The 16,704-nt window shown below is 69.0% G+C and carries 14 protein-coding genes; 6 read left to right on the forward strand and 8 right to left on the reverse strand.

Annotated elements, in window-relative coordinates:
• Nucleotides 1–20 precede the first annotated feature (20 nt).
• The 5 genes from AB0M95_RS36165 (at nt 21) to nrfD (ending at nt 7,698) form a co-directional block, all read left to right on the forward strand.
• The gene (locus tag AB0M95_RS36165) at nt 21–1,526 is read left to right on the forward strand and encodes an SPFH domain-containing protein (protein ID WP_363774775.1); all 1,506 of its coding nucleotides are present in this window, start codon (nt 21–23) and stop codon (nt 1,524–1,526) included.
• 196 nt (nt 1,527–1,722) lie between these two features.
• Nucleotides 1,723–2,511 (forward strand): isocitrate lyase/phosphoenolpyruvate mutase family protein, encoded by a 789-nt coding sequence (locus AB0M95_RS36170; protein WP_363774778.1) that lies wholly within the window; start codon nt 1,723–1,725, stop codon nt 2,509–2,511.
• Nucleotides 2,512–2,634: 123 nt separating this feature from the next.
• A complete protein-coding gene (gene fdh / locus AB0M95_RS36175) occupies nt 2,635–5,856 on the forward strand; it encodes a formate dehydrogenase (protein ID WP_363774781.1) in 3,222 nt (1,073 codons plus the stop codon).
• A gap of 2 nt (nt 5,857–5,858) precedes the next feature.
• Nucleotides 5,859–6,743: a 4Fe-4S dicluster domain-containing protein gene (locus AB0M95_RS36180; RefSeq protein ID WP_363774784.1), complete on the forward strand. Its 885-nt coding sequence runs from the start codon at nt 5,859–5,861 to the stop codon at nt 6,741–6,743.
• A 16-nt stretch (nt 6,744–6,759) separates the two neighbouring features.
• Nucleotides 6,760–7,698: an NrfD/PsrC family molybdoenzyme membrane anchor subunit gene (gene nrfD / locus AB0M95_RS36185; RefSeq protein ID WP_363774787.1), complete on the forward strand. Its 939-nt coding sequence runs from the start codon at nt 6,760–6,762 to the stop codon at nt 7,696–7,698.
• Between the two features lie 67 nt (nt 7,699–7,765).
• On the opposite strand, the gene AB0M95_RS36190 is transcribed toward nrfD, so the two are convergent.
• Nucleotides 7,766–8,743, reverse strand: coding sequence for an NAD-dependent epimerase/dehydratase family protein (locus AB0M95_RS36190; RefSeq protein ID WP_363774790.1), 978 nt, complete (start codon nt 8,741–8,743; stop codon nt 7,766–7,768).
• Nucleotides 8,744–9,338: 595 nt separating this feature from the next.
• Between AB0M95_RS36190 and AB0M95_RS36195 the strand changes: the two genes are divergently transcribed.
• Complete coding sequence (locus AB0M95_RS36195) at nt 9,339–9,758, forward strand: hypothetical protein (RefSeq protein ID WP_363774793.1); 420 nt, start codon at nt 9,339–9,341, stop codon at nt 9,756–9,758.
• A gap of 55 nt (nt 9,759–9,813) precedes the next feature.
• Here the strand turns inward: AB0M95_RS36195 and AB0M95_RS36200 are convergent, their stop codons facing one another.
• From AB0M95_RS36200 to AB0M95_RS36230, 7 genes are all read right to left on the reverse strand, one after another.
• Nucleotides 9,814–10,749 (reverse strand): DUF5996 family protein, encoded by a 936-nt coding sequence (locus AB0M95_RS36200; RefSeq protein ID WP_358518481.1) that lies wholly within the window; start codon nt 10,747–10,749, stop codon nt 9,814–9,816.
• A 152-nt stretch (nt 10,750–10,901) separates the two neighbouring features.
• Nucleotides 10,902–11,024 carry a hypothetical protein gene (locus tag AB0M95_RS36205; protein ID WP_363774797.1) on the reverse strand — a complete coding sequence of 41 codons (123 nt, stop codon included), beginning with the start codon at nt 11,022–11,024 and terminating at the stop codon, nt 10,902–10,904.
• A complete protein-coding gene (locus AB0M95_RS36210) occupies nt 11,021–11,926 on the reverse strand; it encodes a M48 family metallopeptidase (protein WP_363774800.1) in 906 nt (301 codons plus the stop codon). Before AB0M95_RS36210 ends, AB0M95_RS36205 begins: the two co-directional genes overlap by 4 nt.
• Nucleotides 11,927–12,043: 117 nt before the next feature.
• Nucleotides 12,044–13,759: an ATP-binding protein gene (locus AB0M95_RS36215; protein WP_363774803.1), complete on the reverse strand. Its 1,716-nt coding sequence runs from the start codon at nt 13,757–13,759 to the stop codon at nt 12,044–12,046.
• 565 nt (nt 13,760–14,324) lie between these two features.
• On the reverse strand, nt 14,325–14,930 hold the full coding sequence (locus AB0M95_RS36220; RefSeq protein ID WP_363774806.1) for a transposase: 606 nt from the start codon (nt 14,928–14,930) through the stop codon (nt 14,325–14,327).
• Between the two features lie 528 nt (nt 14,931–15,458).
• Entirely contained in the window at nt 15,459–15,653 is a 195-nt protein-coding gene (locus AB0M95_RS36225; RefSeq protein WP_363774809.1) for a DUF397 domain-containing protein, read from the reverse strand.
• A 9-nt stretch (nt 15,654–15,662) separates the two neighbouring features.
• Entirely contained in the window at nt 15,663–16,520 is an 858-nt protein-coding gene (locus AB0M95_RS36230; RefSeq protein ID WP_363774812.1) for a helix-turn-helix transcriptional regulator, read from the reverse strand.
• Nucleotides 16,521–16,704 lie beyond the last annotated feature (184 nt).

Here is a 16,704-nt window from a genome sequence, read left to right on the forward strand (position 1 = left end):
CCCTCATTCCGGAGGTCTCATTGACCACCACAGAGCTGGCCGTATGGGCCGGCGGGCTCCTGGTCCTGCTCATCGTCATCGTTCTGCTGTTCAAGGCCGTATGGAGGGTCGCCGAGCCCAACGAGGCGCTGATCATCTCGGGTCTCGGCGCGCGTTCGAGGAACGAGCTGGCCGAGAGCCTCGGCTTCAAGATCGTCACCGGTAAGGGCACCGCCGTCCTGCCGGGCTTCCAGACCGCGCGGCGGCTGCGGCTCGACAGCCGGGCCACGAATCTGCAGGTCAACTGCGTCACCCAGCAGGGCATCCCGGTCCAGGTGCGCGGCGTCATCATCTACAAGGTGGGCGACGACTTCACCTCGATCGCCAACGCCGCCCGCCGCTTCCTCGACCAGCAGGACAGCATGAGCGGCGCGATCCACGAGCTGTTCACCGGCCACCTGCGCTCGATCATCGGAAACCTCACCGTCGAGGACCTCATCCTCAACCGCGAGCGCCTCACCGGCGAGACCCGCAGCAGCGCCGCCGACGAGATGAGCAAGCTCGGCCTGGTCGTCGACTCCCTCCAGATCCAGGAGATCGACGACGAGACCGGCTACATCCTGAACATCGGCAAGCCGCACGCCGCCCGGGTCGCCGCCGCCGCGCGCATCGCCGAGGCCCAGCGCGACCAGGAGGCCACCGAGGCCGAGCAGGCCGCGAACGCCAAGAAGGCCGCGGCGGTCCGCGAGTCGCAGATCCAGCAGGCCGGCTACCAGGCCGAGGTCGACCAGGCCGCCGCCAAGGCGCGGCAGGCCGGGCCGCTGTCGGAGGCGACCGCGCGCCAGGAGGTCGTCGTCCAGGAGACCCGCGCCGCCGAGCTGGAGGCCCAGCTCTCCGAGCAGCGGCTGCAGTCGCAGGTGCGCAAGCCCGCCGACGCCAAGGCGTACGAGACCGTCACGCTGTCCCAGGCCGAGCGCGACGCGCGCATCGCCCAGGCCGAGGCCGAGGCCCGCGAGACCGAGCTGCGCGCAGTCGCCCAGGCCTCGCAGGTGAAGCAGGCCGCCGCCGCGGACGCCGAGTCCGTACGGCTGCGTGCCGAGGCCGCGGGCGCCGCGTCCCGCGCCACCGGTGAGGGTGAGGCGGCTGCGGCCAAGGCGCGCGGTCTGGCCGAGGCGGAGGCCGCGAAGGCGCGCGGCCTCGCGGAGGCGGAGGCCGCCAAGGCCAAGGGTCTGGCCGAGGCCGAGGCGATCCGGGCCCGCGCGCAGGCCCTCGCCGAGAACCAGGAGGCCGTCATCGGCCAGCAGCTCGCCGAGAACTGGCCGGCGATCGTCGAGGCAGGCGCCAAGGCGTTCGGCAACGTCGACCACATGGTGGTGCTCAACGGCGCCCAGGGCGTGGAGGAGATGCTCGCCAAGGCGCTCACGCTCGGCGGCACGGGCCTCGGCCTCGCCCGCTCGCTGCTCTCCGGCGCGACCCCGTCGAACCTGAACGGCAACGAGCCGGCGCCGCAGAAGGTGGACAAGGTGGACAAGGTGGACGTGGTCTGACGTGTAAGCCCGCTCCGGGGCCCGGGTCGCGGGGCCCCGGGGCGTCTCACGCCCGCAGCGTATGGTCCCCGGCGAGTACGACGACCCGGACGGGTGACGGGGCCGGGGGAAGAGGGCCGAGGAAGAGGCCTAAGACCGTGCGGGACATGATGGGCCGGAGCTCCACGGCAGGGGATCGGCGACGGAAGGGCACGTCATGACCGCACAGGAGATCGCGACGGAACGGGACAACGCCGCGAAGGCGGACACGCTGCGGGCGTTGCACGTGCCCGGCCGCCCGCTCGTGCTGCCGAACGTCTGGGACGCCGCGTCCGCGCGGGCCGTCACGGCGGCCGGGTTCCCGGTCGTGGCCACGGGCAGCGCGGCGGTCGCCCCGGTCCTCGGGTACGACGACGGCGAGGCGGCCCCGGCCGGCGAGGTGCTGGCCCAGGTCGCCCGCATCGCGCGGGCCGTGACGGTGCCGGTCACCGCCGACATGGAACGGGGGTACGGGCTCGCGCCCGCCGAGTTCGTCGAGCGGCTCGCCGCGACGGGCGCGGTCGGGGCGAACCTGGAGGACTCCGATCCGCGTACCGGCGCGATGGTGGACGTGGACGAGCAGGCGGCCTTCATCGCGGCGGTACGGGAGGCGGGCACCGGGCTGGTGATCAACGCCCGGGTCGACTCCTTCGCCCACGGCACCGGGACGCCGGACGAGCGGCTCGCGGACGCCGTGGCACGCGGGCGGGCCTACCTGCGCGCGGGGGCCGACTGCGTGTACCCCATCCTGGCCTCGGATCCGGGGACGATCCGGGCGCTGGTGGCCGAGATCGGCGGGCCGGTGAACGTGCTGTTCCGGCCGGGCGTGCCCTCGATCGCCGAGCTGGCCGCGCTGGGGGTGGCCCGGGTGAGCTTCGGCCACGGCCTCCACGCCGCCACCCAGCGGTACCTCGCCACGATGCTCACGGCGATCAGCGAAGGCCACAGCCCCTACGACGCCGCCTGACGCCCTCAGGTCCGTGCCTCCCCGGTCAGCCCCTGAGGTTGGACTCTCCCTCGGCGGGGGAGGTACGGGCAGGAAGTGGTACGCCCCCCAGCGGAAGCGTCGAGTGCTCGGGCGGGGGGCGATATGGCGATAAAGGACTTCTTGGGGCGATGGCCGGTGGTGCGGCAGCTCACCGGTCCCGACCGCCGCGGCCTGGGCGCCGCCGTCCGGTCGAAGAAGACCGACGAGCTGCGCTCCCGCGTCGCGACCGCTGACCGCGTGGTCCGGTCCGTCTGCCCGTACTGCGCCGTCGGCTGCGGGCAGAAGGTCTTCGTCTCCCGTGAGAAGGTCGTCCAGATCGAGGGCGACCCGGACTCGCCGATCAGCCGGGGCAGGCTGTGCCCGAAGGGCTCGGCGTCGCTCCAGCTCACCACCGGCCCCGGGCGCGAGCGCTCCGTCCTGTACCGCAGGCCGTACGGCACCGAGTGGGAACAGCTCGACCTCGGCACGGCCATGGAGATGGTCGCCGACCGCGTGGTGCGGACCCGCCGCGAGACCTGGCAGGAAGACCACGACGGCAAGCGCGTGGCCCGCACGATGGGCATCGCCAGCCTGGGCGGCGCGACGCTGGACAACGAGGAGAACTACCTCATCAAGAAGCTGATGACCGGCCTCGGCGTCGTCCAGGTGGAGAACCAGGCGCGGGTCTGCCACAGCTCGACGGTGACCGGCCTCGGCACGTCCTTCGGCCGGGGCGGCTCGACGACGTTCATGCAGGATCTGCAGAACTCCGACTGCATCGTCATCGAGGGCTCCAACTTCGCCGAGGCGCACCCGGTGGGCTTCCAGTGGGTGATGGAGGCCAAGCTGCGCGGCGCGACCGTCATCCACGTCGACCCGCGCTTCAGCCGCACCAGCGCCATGGCCGACCTGTACGTGCCGATCCGCGCGGGCACGGACATCGCCTTCCTCGGCGCGATCATCAACCACGTGCTGTCGGAGGGCAAGGATTTCCGCGAGTACGTCCTGAACTACACCAACGCCGCGTGCATCGTCTCCGACGAGTTCGCCGACACCGAGGACCTCGACGGCGTCTTCTCCGGCTGGAACCCCGAGACGCGCACCTACGACGTGGGCACCTGGCAGTACAAGGGCCCGCCCGTGCAGGCGGTGTCCGGCCGCCGGCTGCGGCTGGACGCGTACCACCAGCCCGGACGCAGCGAGGCGCACGGCTCGGGCGGCGCCCCGGTCTCGCCGTACGCGGAGCACGACGAGACGCTGAGCCACCCGCGCTGCGTCTACCAGATCCTGAAGCGCCACTTCTCCCGCTACACGCCCGAGGTGGTCGAGCGGACGTGCGGCATCCCGCCTGAGATGTTCGCCCGGGTCTGCGACGCGCTGACGTCCAACTCCGGGCCCGACCGCACCAGCGCCTTCGCGTACGCGGTGGGGTGGACGCAGCACACCGTGGGCACGCAGTACATCCGCACGGCGAGCATCCTGCAACTGCTGCTCGGCAACATCGGGCGGCCGGGCGGCGGCATCATGGCGCTGCGCGGGCACGCCAGCATCCAGGGGTCCAGTGACATCCCGACGCTGTACAACCTGCTGCCCGGCTACATCCCGATGCCGTACGCGCACACCGACGAGAACCTGGACGACTTCGTCGACGTCGTCAGCACGCGGAAGGGTTTCTGGGCCGACGCGCGCCACTACGTCGTCAGCCTGCTCAAGGCGTACTACGGGGACGCGGCCACCGCCGGCAACGACTTCTGCTTCGGGCACCTGCCCCGGCTGACCGGCTCGCACAGCACCTACGACACGACGATGGCCCAGCTCGACGGCGTGTGCAAGGGATACTTCCTGTTCGGCGAGAACCCGGCCGTCGGGTCGGCCAACACCCGGCTGCAGCGGCTCGGCATGGCGAACCTGGACTGGCTCGTGGTGCGCGACTTCGCTCTCATCGAGTCGGCGACGTGGTGGAAGGACGGCCGGGAGATCCAGACCGGCGAGCTGCGCACCGAGGAGATCCGCACCGAGGTGTTCTTCTTCCCCGCCGCCTCGCACACCGAGAAGAACGGGACGTTCACCAACACCAACCGCCTGTTGCAGTGGCACCACGCCGCCGTGGAGCCGAGCGGGGACTGCCGCAGCGACCTGTGGTTCGTGTACCACCTCGGCCGGATGGTCCGGGAGCGCCTCGCCGGGTCCGCCGAGCCGTACGACCGCGCGATCCTGGACCTGACCTGGGACTACCCGGTCGAGGGCGGGCTGCGCGAGCCGAGCGCCGAGGCCGTCCTGCGCGAGATCAACGGGTACGGCCCGGACGGGGGACCGCTGTCGAGCTACACGGAACTGCGCGGCGACGGGTCCACCTCGTGCGGCTGCTGGATCTACTGCGGCGTGTTCGCGGACGGCGTGAACCAGGCGGCCCGCCGCAGGCCGCACACCGAGCAGAGCTGGGTGTCGCACGAGTGGGGCTGGGCGTGGCCGCTCAACCGGCGCACGTTGTACAACCGCGCGTCGGCGGACCCGGACGGCAACCCGTGGAGCGCGCGCAAGGCGTACGTCTGGTGGGACGCGGGCCTCGGCAGGTGGATAGGTCACGACATTCCCGACTTCATCGAGGACCGGCCGCCCGACTACCGCCCGCCCGAGGGCGCCATCGGCGCAGACGCGTTGTCCGGGACCGACGCGTTCATCATGCAAGGCGATGGAAAAGGCTGGCTCTACGCCCCGGCCGGGCTCATGGACGGCCCGCTGCCCGCGCACTACGAGCCGCAGGACACGCCGTGCGAGAACCCGCTGTACTGGGCGCACCCGAACAATCCCGCGCGCCTGCTGTACGACCGGCCCGGCAACCGTTACCACCCGACCGGCAGCGACGTGTACCCGTACGTCGTCACGACCTACCGGCTCACCGAGCACTTCACCGCCGGAGGCATGAGCCGCTGGCTGCCGTACCTGTCGGAGCTCCAGCCGGAGATGTTCTGCGAGGTCTCGCCGGAGTTGGCCGAGGAGCGCCTCCTGGAGCACGGCGAGTGGGCCACGATCATCAGCGCGCGCGGCGCCATCGAGGCGAAGGTGCTGATCACCGACCGCATGCCGTCTCTGCGTCTCGACGGCCGCGTCGTCCACCAGATCGGCCTGCCCTACCACTGGGGGCCGAACGGCTGCGCGACCGGAGACCCGGCGAACGAGTTGACGTCCATCGTGCTCGACCCGAACGCCCACATCCAGGAGACCAAGGCGTGCACCGCCGACATCCAGCCGGGACGCCGCCCGCGCGGGCCCGGTCTCGACCGCCTCGTCGAGACGTTCCGGCGGCGCGCGGGGCTGTACGAGCCGACGCGGCAGGAGGTCTGACCATGGCGAAGACGGCCACGAGGTTGCCCCAGGTGCAGGAGGAGACCGGATACGAGCGGCATCCCCCGCGGATGGGCTTCTTCACCGACACGTCCATCTGCATCGGCTGCAAGGCGTGCGAGGTCGCCTGCAAGGAATGGAACCGGCTTCCGGCCGACCCGCCGTTCACGTTCACCGGCCTGTCGTTCGACAACACCGAGCAGCTCTCGGCGTCCTCGTGGCGGCACGTCGCTTTCGTCGAGCAGCGCAAGCCGATGCGCGCCGAGGCGGGCGACGGCACCGGTGACCTGCGCTGGCTCATGGCCTCCGACGTCTGCAAGCATTGCACCGACGCCGCCTGCCTGGACGTGTGCCCCACCGGCTCGCTGTTCCGCACCGAGTTCGGCACCGTCGTCGTGCAGTCGGACATTTGCAACGGTTGCGGCTACTGCGTCTCCGCCTGCCCGTACGGCGTGATCGGCAAGCGCGAGGACGACGGCCTCGCGTGGAAGTGCACGCTCTGCTACGACCGCATCGGGGACGGGCTCACCCCGGCGTGCGCGCAGGCCTGTCCGACCCAGTCCATCCAGTTCGGCGAGCTGGACGACCTGCTCGACCGCGCCGCCGCCCGCGTCGAGACCCTGCACCGCGACGGCGTCACCGACGCCCGCCTCTACGGCCACGACCCCCGGGACGGGGTGCGCGGCAACGGTGCGTTCTTCCTGCTGCTCGACCGGCCCGAGGTGTACGGGTTCCCGCCCGCGCCGAAGGACACGACCCGCGACCTGCCGTCCATGTGGCGTCACGCGGGAGTCGCGGCGCTGACCCTTGCGGTCACCATCGCCACCGCCTTCGCCGCGGCCTCCTTCGAGTTCCGCGGCGGGAGACCTGCACGGGTTCGCACGTGACCGACGGGGAGTGGGAATGACGACGCGCAGCCGTGCCGACGGCCAGGGGACGCACCTGGCGGAGGAGTACGTCTCGTACTACAACCGGCGCATCCTGAAGCCGCCGACGTGGCGCGCGGCGAGCATCGGCGGCTACCTGTACCTGGGCGGGCTCGCCGGGGCGTCCTCGGTGTTCGCCGCCGGAGGCCAGCTCACCGGCCGTCCTGGCCTCGCCCGCGCGGGGAAGGCCGCCGCGCTCGCCGGCGTCGGCCTGTCGCTCGCCGCCCTCGTGGAGGACCTCGGGCGGCCGGGGCGGTTCCTCTACATGCTGAGGACCTTCAAACCCACTTCTCCCATGAGCGTGGGCTCCTGGCTGCTGGCCTCGTACGCGCCGCTCGTCGGCGTCAGCCTGCTCACCGACCTCACCGGCCGCTTCCCCTTCACCGGGCGCGCGGCCTGCTACGGCGCCGCCGTCCTCGGGCCCGCGGTCACGACGTACACGGCGGTGCTGATCAGCGATACCGCCGTGCCCGCCTGGCACGAGGGGTACCGCGAGATGCCGTTCCTGTTCGCCGGCTCGGCCACCGCCACCGCCGCGGGCGCCGCCATGATCGCCGCGCCGCCCTCGGAGAACGGCCCGGCCCGCCGCGCCGCCGTCCTCGGCACCGCCCTCGAACTCGGCGCGGGGTGGCTCATGCGCCGCCGCATGGGCATGATCGCCGGCGCGTACGAGCACGGCCGCGCGGGCGCCCTCATGCGGACGGGCGAGGCGCTCGCGGTGGCCGGCGCCGTGGGCGCGGCCCTGTGCGGGCGCAGGCGGGCCGCCGCCGTCCTGTCCGGCGCGGCCCTCATGGCGGCCTCGGCCTGCGTCCGCCTCGGCGTCTTCTCCGCAGGCGTCGCCTCCGCCGAGGACCCCCGGTACACCGTCATCCCGCAACGCGCGCAGTCGTCGTCGCCGCGGACCACGTACGCGTGAGGGCCGGACCGGCCGCGATCGGCGGCAGGCTCTCGTGTCCCCGAGGTCTCGACGGGCGGGCGGCCGGTCAGGCCGTCGTCCCGGACAGGCTCGCGAGCCACCCCCCGTACCAGGCCAGGGTCGCGTCCAGCCCTTCCGCGAGCGGCGTGGGGCGCAGGCCGAACGTCCGCTCGATGGCCGAGGAGTCCATGATCTGCGGCTCTGTGTGCTGGTAGAACATCTCGGCGTACTCGTTCATGAAGGTCTCGTCGAAGGGGCCGAACGGGCGGGGCTCCTTCACCACGGTGACGTTCAGCGGCCGGCCGACCCGCTCCTCGATCATGGAGTGGACCTGCCGCGTCGTCACCGCGGGCACCGTGGGAAGGTGCCACACCGCGCCGTCGCCGGTCGGCTGCTCGCCCAGCGTGGCGAGGCCGGAGGCGACGTCGCCGATGAAGGTGTAGCTGTGCGGCAGGTCGATGTCGCCGATGCCGAGGACGGTGTCGCCGGTGAGCGCGCCGGGAAAGACCGTCCCGCCCAGCGTGGAGTTGAGCACCCCCGGCCCGTAGAAGTCCGCCGCCCGTCCGAGCACCACGCGCACCCGTCCCTCGCGATGGGCGGCGAGGTACTTCTCGTCCAGCTCCGCGCGCATCCGCCCCTTACGGGTGGTCGCCTTCCACGGCGTGCTCTCGGTCATCACCGCGCCGCCGGTCTCGCCATACGGGTACAGCGTGTCGAGCACCACGAGACGCGCCCCCGCCGCCTCGACGGCCGTGAGGACGGCCTGCTGGACGCGCGGCATCACCTCGACCTGGAGGTGGTAGGCGACGTTCACGCAGTGGTACACCGCCGCGGCCCCGTCCGTGACGGCGCGGGCGGCGCCGGGGTCGGTCACGTCGGCGGCGTGCCGCTCGACGTCCTCGATGGCCGCGCCGGACCCCGAGCGGTCGACGAGACGCACGGCGTGGCCGCGGCGCGCCAGTTCGCCGGCCAGTGCGGTCCCGGCGGGCCCCGCTCCGAGGACGACGTGCAGGTCCTGCTCGGCGGGGCGCGTGGTGGTGGACATCAGGGCTCCTTCGACGGTCCGGTACGGCGAGGCCTCCGGATGGGTTCTCGCTATTGTTATAGAACCTCTCTACAGTTAGAGACTGTAACTCTCGCTAGAGGGGAGCGCAAGCGGATGGGTACCGAAGGGCGGAAGGGCACTTCCCGGGCCCTGCCGCCGGTCGGCGCGGACGGAGGGGCCGCGAGCGGGCGAGCCGCGGCGCCGCCCTCTGGAACCGGACGGACACGTTGCGCCCGTCCAGGCTCGCGCTCCTCACCCGCGGGCGGGTTCCGTAAGCGTCGGCCACCGGCCCGATTCGGGTCGTCGCCGTCCTCGCATCGTGATCGGGGGTGTGCGGAAGCTTCTTCGAAAAATGCCTTGCCGCTGGCAGGAAGCGGTCCGGCGCCGGAACGGCGTGTCCGACAACCGTCGAACATGAGCATGACTTTGCCGCCCTGGGAGTGTTGGAACGACCTGAATCCATAGCCGCGAGTCACTATTGATTGCGGAACGTCACCGGATTTGATTGGGTCCCGCCGCCTCTTTCCCGGCCAGGCCGTCCGCGCGGTGGGAGAGGCGGTCAGCATCCAGCGATGAAAGGACCTGCATGTCCCGGATGTCCATACGCACGACGGTCCTGGCCGCGACCGCCCTCGCCGCCCTGACCCTGACCTCCACCGCCACGGCCGCCGTCCCGCAAGCTCCCGGCCGCTGCGGCCAGCAGCTCGACGATTGGATCGACGGCGGGCACGCCGTCTACAAGGGCCGGGCGCTCGGGGAGCAGAAGGGCGAGGGCGCCGACGTGACCCTCGCCTTCGACGGCGACCGTGTCGTCCTCACCTTCGACAGGGACACTTCGCCGCCGCTGGCCTACCGCTTCAACCCGCGCGTCCCGCTCATCAGCATCGGGGCGACGGGCTTCTTCGTCGACCTCGACGAGCCCCGATGCGACCGCGACGGCGTGGCCGCCGCCCACATCATCATCAACGTCACCAAACTCCTCCACCTGGAAGGTCGCGTCACCCGAACCGAGTAACCCAACCCGGCCGGCGCTCTCCCCTCGCCTCTGGGGAGAGCGCTCCATGTGTGCCTCAGGCGCTCAGCACGGGGTCGGTGACGCCCCCGGGGCAGGCGAGCCCGGGGACGTCCCATCGCGCACGGCGGGCCCCTGCCTGGTAGGCGCTCTCGTAGAATTCCAGCACGGCGGCACGCGGGTCGCGCTCGGCGCGGGCGTCGTCGTAGCGCAGGATCGCGAGGTGGCTTCCCCGCTGCGGCACCCACGTCGCCGCCTCCGGCCGCAGCGGCTCCTCCTCCAGTCCCGCCGGCTCCGGAGCGGTGTAGGAGTAGAAGGCGGCCTCGGGGAAGGAGTCGTCACCGAACCAGAACCCCGAGCTGATCACCTCGCGCGAGTAGGCCTCGCGGGTCACCGGGTCGGTCTCGGGCGGCTGGTCGATCTTCCGATCGGAGAACCGTGTGCAGGCGATGTCGAAGGTGTGCCAGAAGTGGTGGACCGGGCTGATCTTCCCGGAGAAGTTCGCGGCGAACTCCTCCAGCAACAGGTTGACCTGACTGAGCACCTGCCAGTACCGCGTCACCATGGCCGCGTCGTACGACGCGTGCTCGTCGTCCTCGGCGAAGGGCCGCCCCGCGTCCGGCAGGTCGAACGGCCGGGGGATCTCGATGGTGACGCGCACTCCCAGCGCGTCCAGCGCCCGCATGGTCTCGTTGTAGAACGAGGCCACCGACCGGTCGTACAACGGGAACGACACCTCCCGGCCGTCCACGGTGGTCACCACGAGCTGATGGTCGACGAAGTCGAAGTCGATGGTGAAGATCGGGTTACCGTCCGCCTGCCCCATCGGCCGCGTCGTCAGCCCACGCCCGGTGACGTGGAACGGCGCGTTCCACCAGTGGTTACGCCGCACCCCCGCCGCCAGCCGTATCTTCCCCACGACCTGCGCGAACCGGTGCAACGTGTCCTTGGTCTCCCGCCACTCACCCAACGGCATCGCCGGAAACAATCGCATCCCAGGGTCATTCCCCACCCCGCGACGTTCAAGAGGGCCGCCCGCACCGAGCAGCCAGTCGACGGAAGCCCCTCCGAGGTCGGCGATCCGCCCCACCCTACGTGGGATTGCGAAAATCGCAACGCGTCTCCGTGAGACGGTGGGTGACCGGCTCAGGACATCATCACGACGCGGGCCGCCTGGGTGCGGGACGGTGTGAGTTCCTCTTCGATGGCGGCCGTCTCCGCCGGGTCGAGGGTGAGGGCGGCCTCGGCCGGCGGTCGTGCGCCGATCAATCTGGTCGCGGGAGGGCGCGCGGCCAGAGCGCGTCCCCTGCCGGACGGCCGAGCGGCGACGGAAGACGGTGGACGCCGCGCATCACCAGCTTGGCCACCCAGTCCATGATCAAGAAGACCAGGCCCGCTCCGGACTGCTCGACGGGCCCGAGAGCGCCGGCCCTGTTCCAGTGCGTCAGCGCTTCGACAGCGGAGTGGAACCACAGGTCGCGACGCGGGTCGCCGTTGACGGCGTGACCGAACTCGTGCGCGAGCGCGGCGACGCGCTCCTCGGGGGTGAGCACCTCCCACAGGGCGAGGCCGATGGTGAGGACGCCGTGCCGCCGCAGTCCCACCCTGGTGTGGCTCATGCCGAAACCCGGTGTCACCTCGATCAGCTCGGCGGGAGGCGCGCCGAGTTCGGCGGCGACCCGGTCGGCGAGGGCGTACAGGTGCGGCGCCTCGGAGCGGGGCAGCGGGGAGCCGTCCGGATCGAGGCGGCCCAGGCGGGGACGGGTGACGAAGGCGATGCCGAAGCCGATCGCGGCGACCGGCACCATTAGCAGGTTTCCGGTGGTGAGCAGCCCGATGGACCCCACGGTGAACGCGGCGGTGACCAGATGCACCGACCCGGCGACGGCCATGGCCGCGAACCACGAGCCATCGCGTACGGCGGGGGGACGCGACGGGTTCGCGAGGTCACGGAACACCTGCTCGATGGTCGCGCCGTCGGCCCGCCGCCGTGCCTCGCGCCGCCGTTCCGCCCGGCGGCGCGGAGCCGTGGTCACGGCGCCCGTCCCGGCCGAGGGGTCGAGGTTCCACGAGCACGAGGGGCACCAGATCACGAAGCGGGGATCGGCCGACAGGGGCGCGGAGCAGGACGGGCACATCCCGTCGGCCTCGACGGCGGGCGGCGTGGTCATGCCCGAGATCATGCCGTATGTGGGGGCATGAGGACAGAAATTGCCGAAGGTGCTTACGCCCGCTGATGCCCTGCGTCAATGAGGCGACGGGCCAGCCGTCGGGCCGACGTTCGCGGTCTATGATCTGCCCTTGGGAAACTTCTTTCCTGGGCCATAGCGTATCCCTGCGCCGCCGCGCCTGTCTCCGATCTTTTCAAGGATCTCCCGATCCCTCAGTGTATTCAGCAGGTCTCTGGCCGCGTACACGTGCAGGTCGAAGAGGCGTCGAATCGTCTGATTGGTGACGAACCCGTATTCGCGCACGTGATCGATTACTTTCTGGTCCGTCTCTCGCGGGTTGTGTCTTCGGTAGGTGATCGAACGGGACATCGCGGCGAGAACATCGGAACGCAGGCGGTACGTCGGAAATGGCTTCGACACCGTACGGCGCGTTATTTCCAGAAGATTGTACTCATCCGCCATGGCGGCCAGAACCTCCTGCGCCTCGGCCGGGGTGCGCTGAATGGCGGACGAAAGTTTCGTTGCATCGAGATTGGAGTTGTGTCGAAGGTAGGACAACGCCAGCAACACATTGAGATCACGTCCGGCTCGGACCGGTAGATCGCTGATGAAACGCACGAACGCGCTGTTTCCGATCCCGCCTGCCAGAGTGGCCCGGACCAACGTCGCGTGATCCTCGAAAAGCGGGGGTTCCTTACCGATGCGCAGCATTTCCCGGTAAGCCCTGTCCACTCCTTGGCCTGTTCTCTCGGCAAGTTGCAGTATGGAGACCGTTTCGGTGAGAAGGCGGTTCCGAGGTGTTGAGGGATACGTGAGAATATTCGATGGAGTGACACCGGAGACCAGGCCGCCGGGGCTCGTGATGATGAGATGCTCCGGGGAGTGTTCGATATCGACCGTTCCACCGGTCTCGTAGGACCGATGGATGAAAGCGTTGATGATCAGCTCGCGGACCGCCTCGCCAGGATAGTCCGTCAGTTGGAGCTGCACCCCGCCGGCGACGTTGAGCGGGTGTACCTCTCGCCGTGTCTCTGTCGCATCCGTGAGGATTTGAATCGCCCTTATCATGGGCTGGCTCCCGCGCAGCCTCCCGGTGGCTTCGCTGCCCGCGCTGGGACGAAACTGATAGGAGTAGCCGTAGCCAGGGACCACCTGATTTATCAGCGGCTCGTCTGCGAGCAGGAGGACGCCCGCGTTTGTGATGCTGCCGTTGGGTGCGATGAGACGCAGTGCCTGAAGAAGGGCATGATCTCCTAGATCTGCCAGATGGTCTCGGCCGCTCGCCGCCAGGATCCGCCTCAATCTGGCGAATTCCAGTGTGCTGAGGCGGTTGATATCGACGCTAGAGGCGTCTGCCGACCAATCGACCTGGCCGCGTGCGATCATCACCTCGCGTTGCTGGTCGGGCGGAAAGGGCAGGCATTCCTTTCCGAGACGACGTGTGGCAAGCCCGGCGGCGGTGCTGTGCGGCATGACTCCTTGCGGCACGGTTATCAGGATCAGACGGACCCCGTCGACGAATTTCTCGTTGACGAAGGCGGTGAGGGGCGGCCGTGTCCGGTCGAAGATCGCTTTGCGGATGAGGTCCACGGTATAGCCGGCAGGCACTCCTCTGAGTGCGTTCGCGCGCTCAGAGGCTTTGTCGTCGACGCCCAGCACAATAGTGCCTCCGCGTGCGTTGACGAAGCAGACCAGGGCATCGGCGAGTAGGTTGAAGGTGGCCTTGAGCGAGTCGGCGACGAGTTTGAAATCGAGCGTCTCCGTCTCCAGCGCGTCGGCTGTGGTGCCCTTGCCCAATGCCGTCAGCGCGGCGTTCGCCTCGTCTTGGTCCACGCGCTGAGCCTAACGGAACGGCTGGCCTTCCGACAACGGTTCTCAGTAGACGATCCAAGCTTCTGAACTGCTGGTTTACGGCTGTCTGATCCAGCGCTGCCACTTCTCAGTTGCTCTCAGAAGCCCGGTGTCACCTGGATCAGCTCGACGGGAGGCGCGCCGAGTTCGGCGGCGACCCGGTCGGTGAGGGTGTACAGATGGGGCGCCTCGGAGCGGGCCCGGGAGGATTCGTCCGGGTTGGGACGGCCGAGGCGCGGACGGGTGACGAAGTTTTCCGGTGGTCAGCAGCCCGATGGACCCTACGGTGAACGCGGCGGTGACCAGATGCACCGACGCGGCGACGGCCATGGCCGCGAACCACGCAAGCTCGACCCTTCACTTCGGGGCCGAGAAGCTGACCCTGTTGTCACGTTGTCCCGGCAGCCTTAAAGCCGCCTACCGCTCGACGCTGCGAGCGCTGGCCGTCGAACTGTCACCGCCCCCATTGTTCACGATCGGCGTGAGCAGAAAGGCACCGCGCCGTCCGGCCAGGACAGACGCGAGGCCCCACACACCGGCCCCGTCGTCAGTCGACCTGACACATGGGGTCGCCGTTAGAATTCTTGAAACAGGTCACGTATTCATCGTTGTGAAACCTCGTCCAGACGCCTTTTGTCCTCCATTCCAAGATCGTTCCGTACACCTTGACCACGTAGTCGCGGTCGGCGAAAGTGACTGCGTCGACGTCGACGCCCCCGCCGCCCCGGTGCTTGCCAGGAGCCAGCGTCTTCTGTTCGCACGTAGTGTGCCACCAGGACCAGGTCATGCCGCCGCCCCCGTTCCATACGTCGCACCAGTGTGGGCCGCCGGTGCCCAGCACCTCGGTCGTGTGGATGGTCCACGGGGAGTTGTTCTGCACCTCGCCGCACAACCACAGGTTGCACCCGTCGGCCTGAGCAGGCGAGGGCGACGCGAGAACCGCGACGGATGCGACTAGCGTGCCGATGATCGGCATTGCGAGTCGCTTGGTCCCGGAGTTCTTCGACTTCTCTGCCTTCACCCAATTGCGGACCGTCTCGGCGACCAGCCCGAAATCACGAGCGACCTGCGCTGGGGTCTTCCCGTCTTCGATGACGGCCCGCACAACTTCGGCCCGCAACTCGGGTGGATAAATCCTCGGCTTCTTGCCCACGTGCTTCCTTCCCGGACTACCTCTGACCCTACTTGGGTCCGAGTCCGGAAGGTTCGGGGCACCTCAGCAAGCCCATCGCTGACGATCTCTGGACCTCTGGGCCGAACCCGGCGCCGACTCCTCCATCCGCCGCGGATCCGGCGGCGGGTCTCGCGGCAGCGGTGTCGCGCACGCAGGACCCGGCATTGGCATCCGCTGTGTACGGTCGGCGCCCTGCCCTCAGCAGTCGCAGGCCGATGCATTTCATCGCCCTTGCCTGTGTCCTGGCCGCCGTGATGGTCATCAGTGTGGCCGCTTCTTCTCCGGCCGGGCAGACGGCTGGGCGCCCGGCGCCGCAATGGATTCCCGGCCCGGCCTGGTCGCAGCCACCCGCCCTGGTAGCCGCAGGGTTCTACGGCGTTACGATCAACAGCAGCAGCGGGGCCATGCCGACCTTCCGGGTCGGCGGGATCCGGTTATGGGATAGCGGAACTCTCTGGCCTCTGCTCGAACCGGCGCGCAACCAGTTCGGTACCCGCAGTAGGCTCCTCAGCCGAACTTGCCCTTCTTCACGCCGAGGATGAAGACCTGCCACTCGGCGGCGCCCAAGGTCAGGCCCGGCTTGTTCGGATGCTTGCTGTCTCGTACGGCCCTGCCTCCGGCTGCGAGGCTCGCTATCTCGACGCAGTTGTCATCGTGACCGCTGTAGGTGCTCTTGCGCCAAACGAGACTGCTGCTATCCACTCTGTTCGCCTACTTCCCGTATTGCTCTACGCGCTCCGTCAGATTCAATAGTGACTCATAGGGCGAAAGAGCCAATGCTTGCACTTGACTGAAAAGTAGCGTATAACGCCGATGCTCCTCAGGGGTTTCGAGCCAGAGGCTGTCTGTCGAGGTGGCCATGTACACCAGGCTGGGGTCGGAGCCGGGGCGTGGGAAGTCTAAGATCATGAAGGCTCCATTGAGGGCTGCGTGCGCCCCGACGGCGTTCGGAAGCACCTGAATCGTGATGTTGGGGCGAGCCGCCATTTCGATGAGGCGTCTGACTTGATGACGCATCACTTCAGGGCCGCCGATGATCCTTAGAAGTGCGGCCTCATCGATAACCGCGACGAGAGATGGTGGGTTCGTGCGCTCCAGGATCGCCTGGCGGGCAAGTCTGGCTTGGACGTGTCGCTCGATTATCGACTCGTCGACTACCTGTCCTGCTCTCCAAACCGCTGCGGCGTATGCAGCCGTTTGGAGGAGGCCTGGGATCAACACCACCTCGTAGGTGCGGATCATCGAGGCTCCTGCCTCAAAGGCGGCCAGATTGCTGCGAAACACATCTTTGTAGTCAGCCCACCAGCCGCGCTTGCGTGATTCCTTGGCGAGCGTGAGGAGGGAGTCGCACTGGTGTTCGTCGGTGACGCCATAGAGATCGAGAAGAAGGCGGATATCCCGGAGGTTGGGTAGCTTCCACTCGTTGCGTTCGATACGGGTGATTTTGCTTGGTGCCCACGTGAGGCGCCGAGCTGCTTCAGCAGCTGTCATCCCGCTCTCTTCTCGGAGTTGACGAAGCGTCGCCGAGAGCTGTCGCCGCTTAATCGTTGGACTGGTTGTTGCCATCATCCCCTCCTGTCACTAAAGCGATCATTATTGAAATATGTGACCTAATCGGACAAGTCGGCCATATTTTTTTGGGTCTTTCAATTCTGCTTTACTAACCAGAAACTAAGTTACTGGACTGTAGGTATGCTTAAGTGGTGATGTAGAGGAGATCGCGGTCCCGGAAGAACGCCTGCACCAACTCGGG

It is taken from the genome of Sphaerisporangium sp. NPDC051017 (assembly GCF_040683095.1).
Lineage (GTDB): Bacteria > Actinomycetota > Actinomycetes > Streptosporangiales > Streptosporangiaceae > Sphaerisporangium.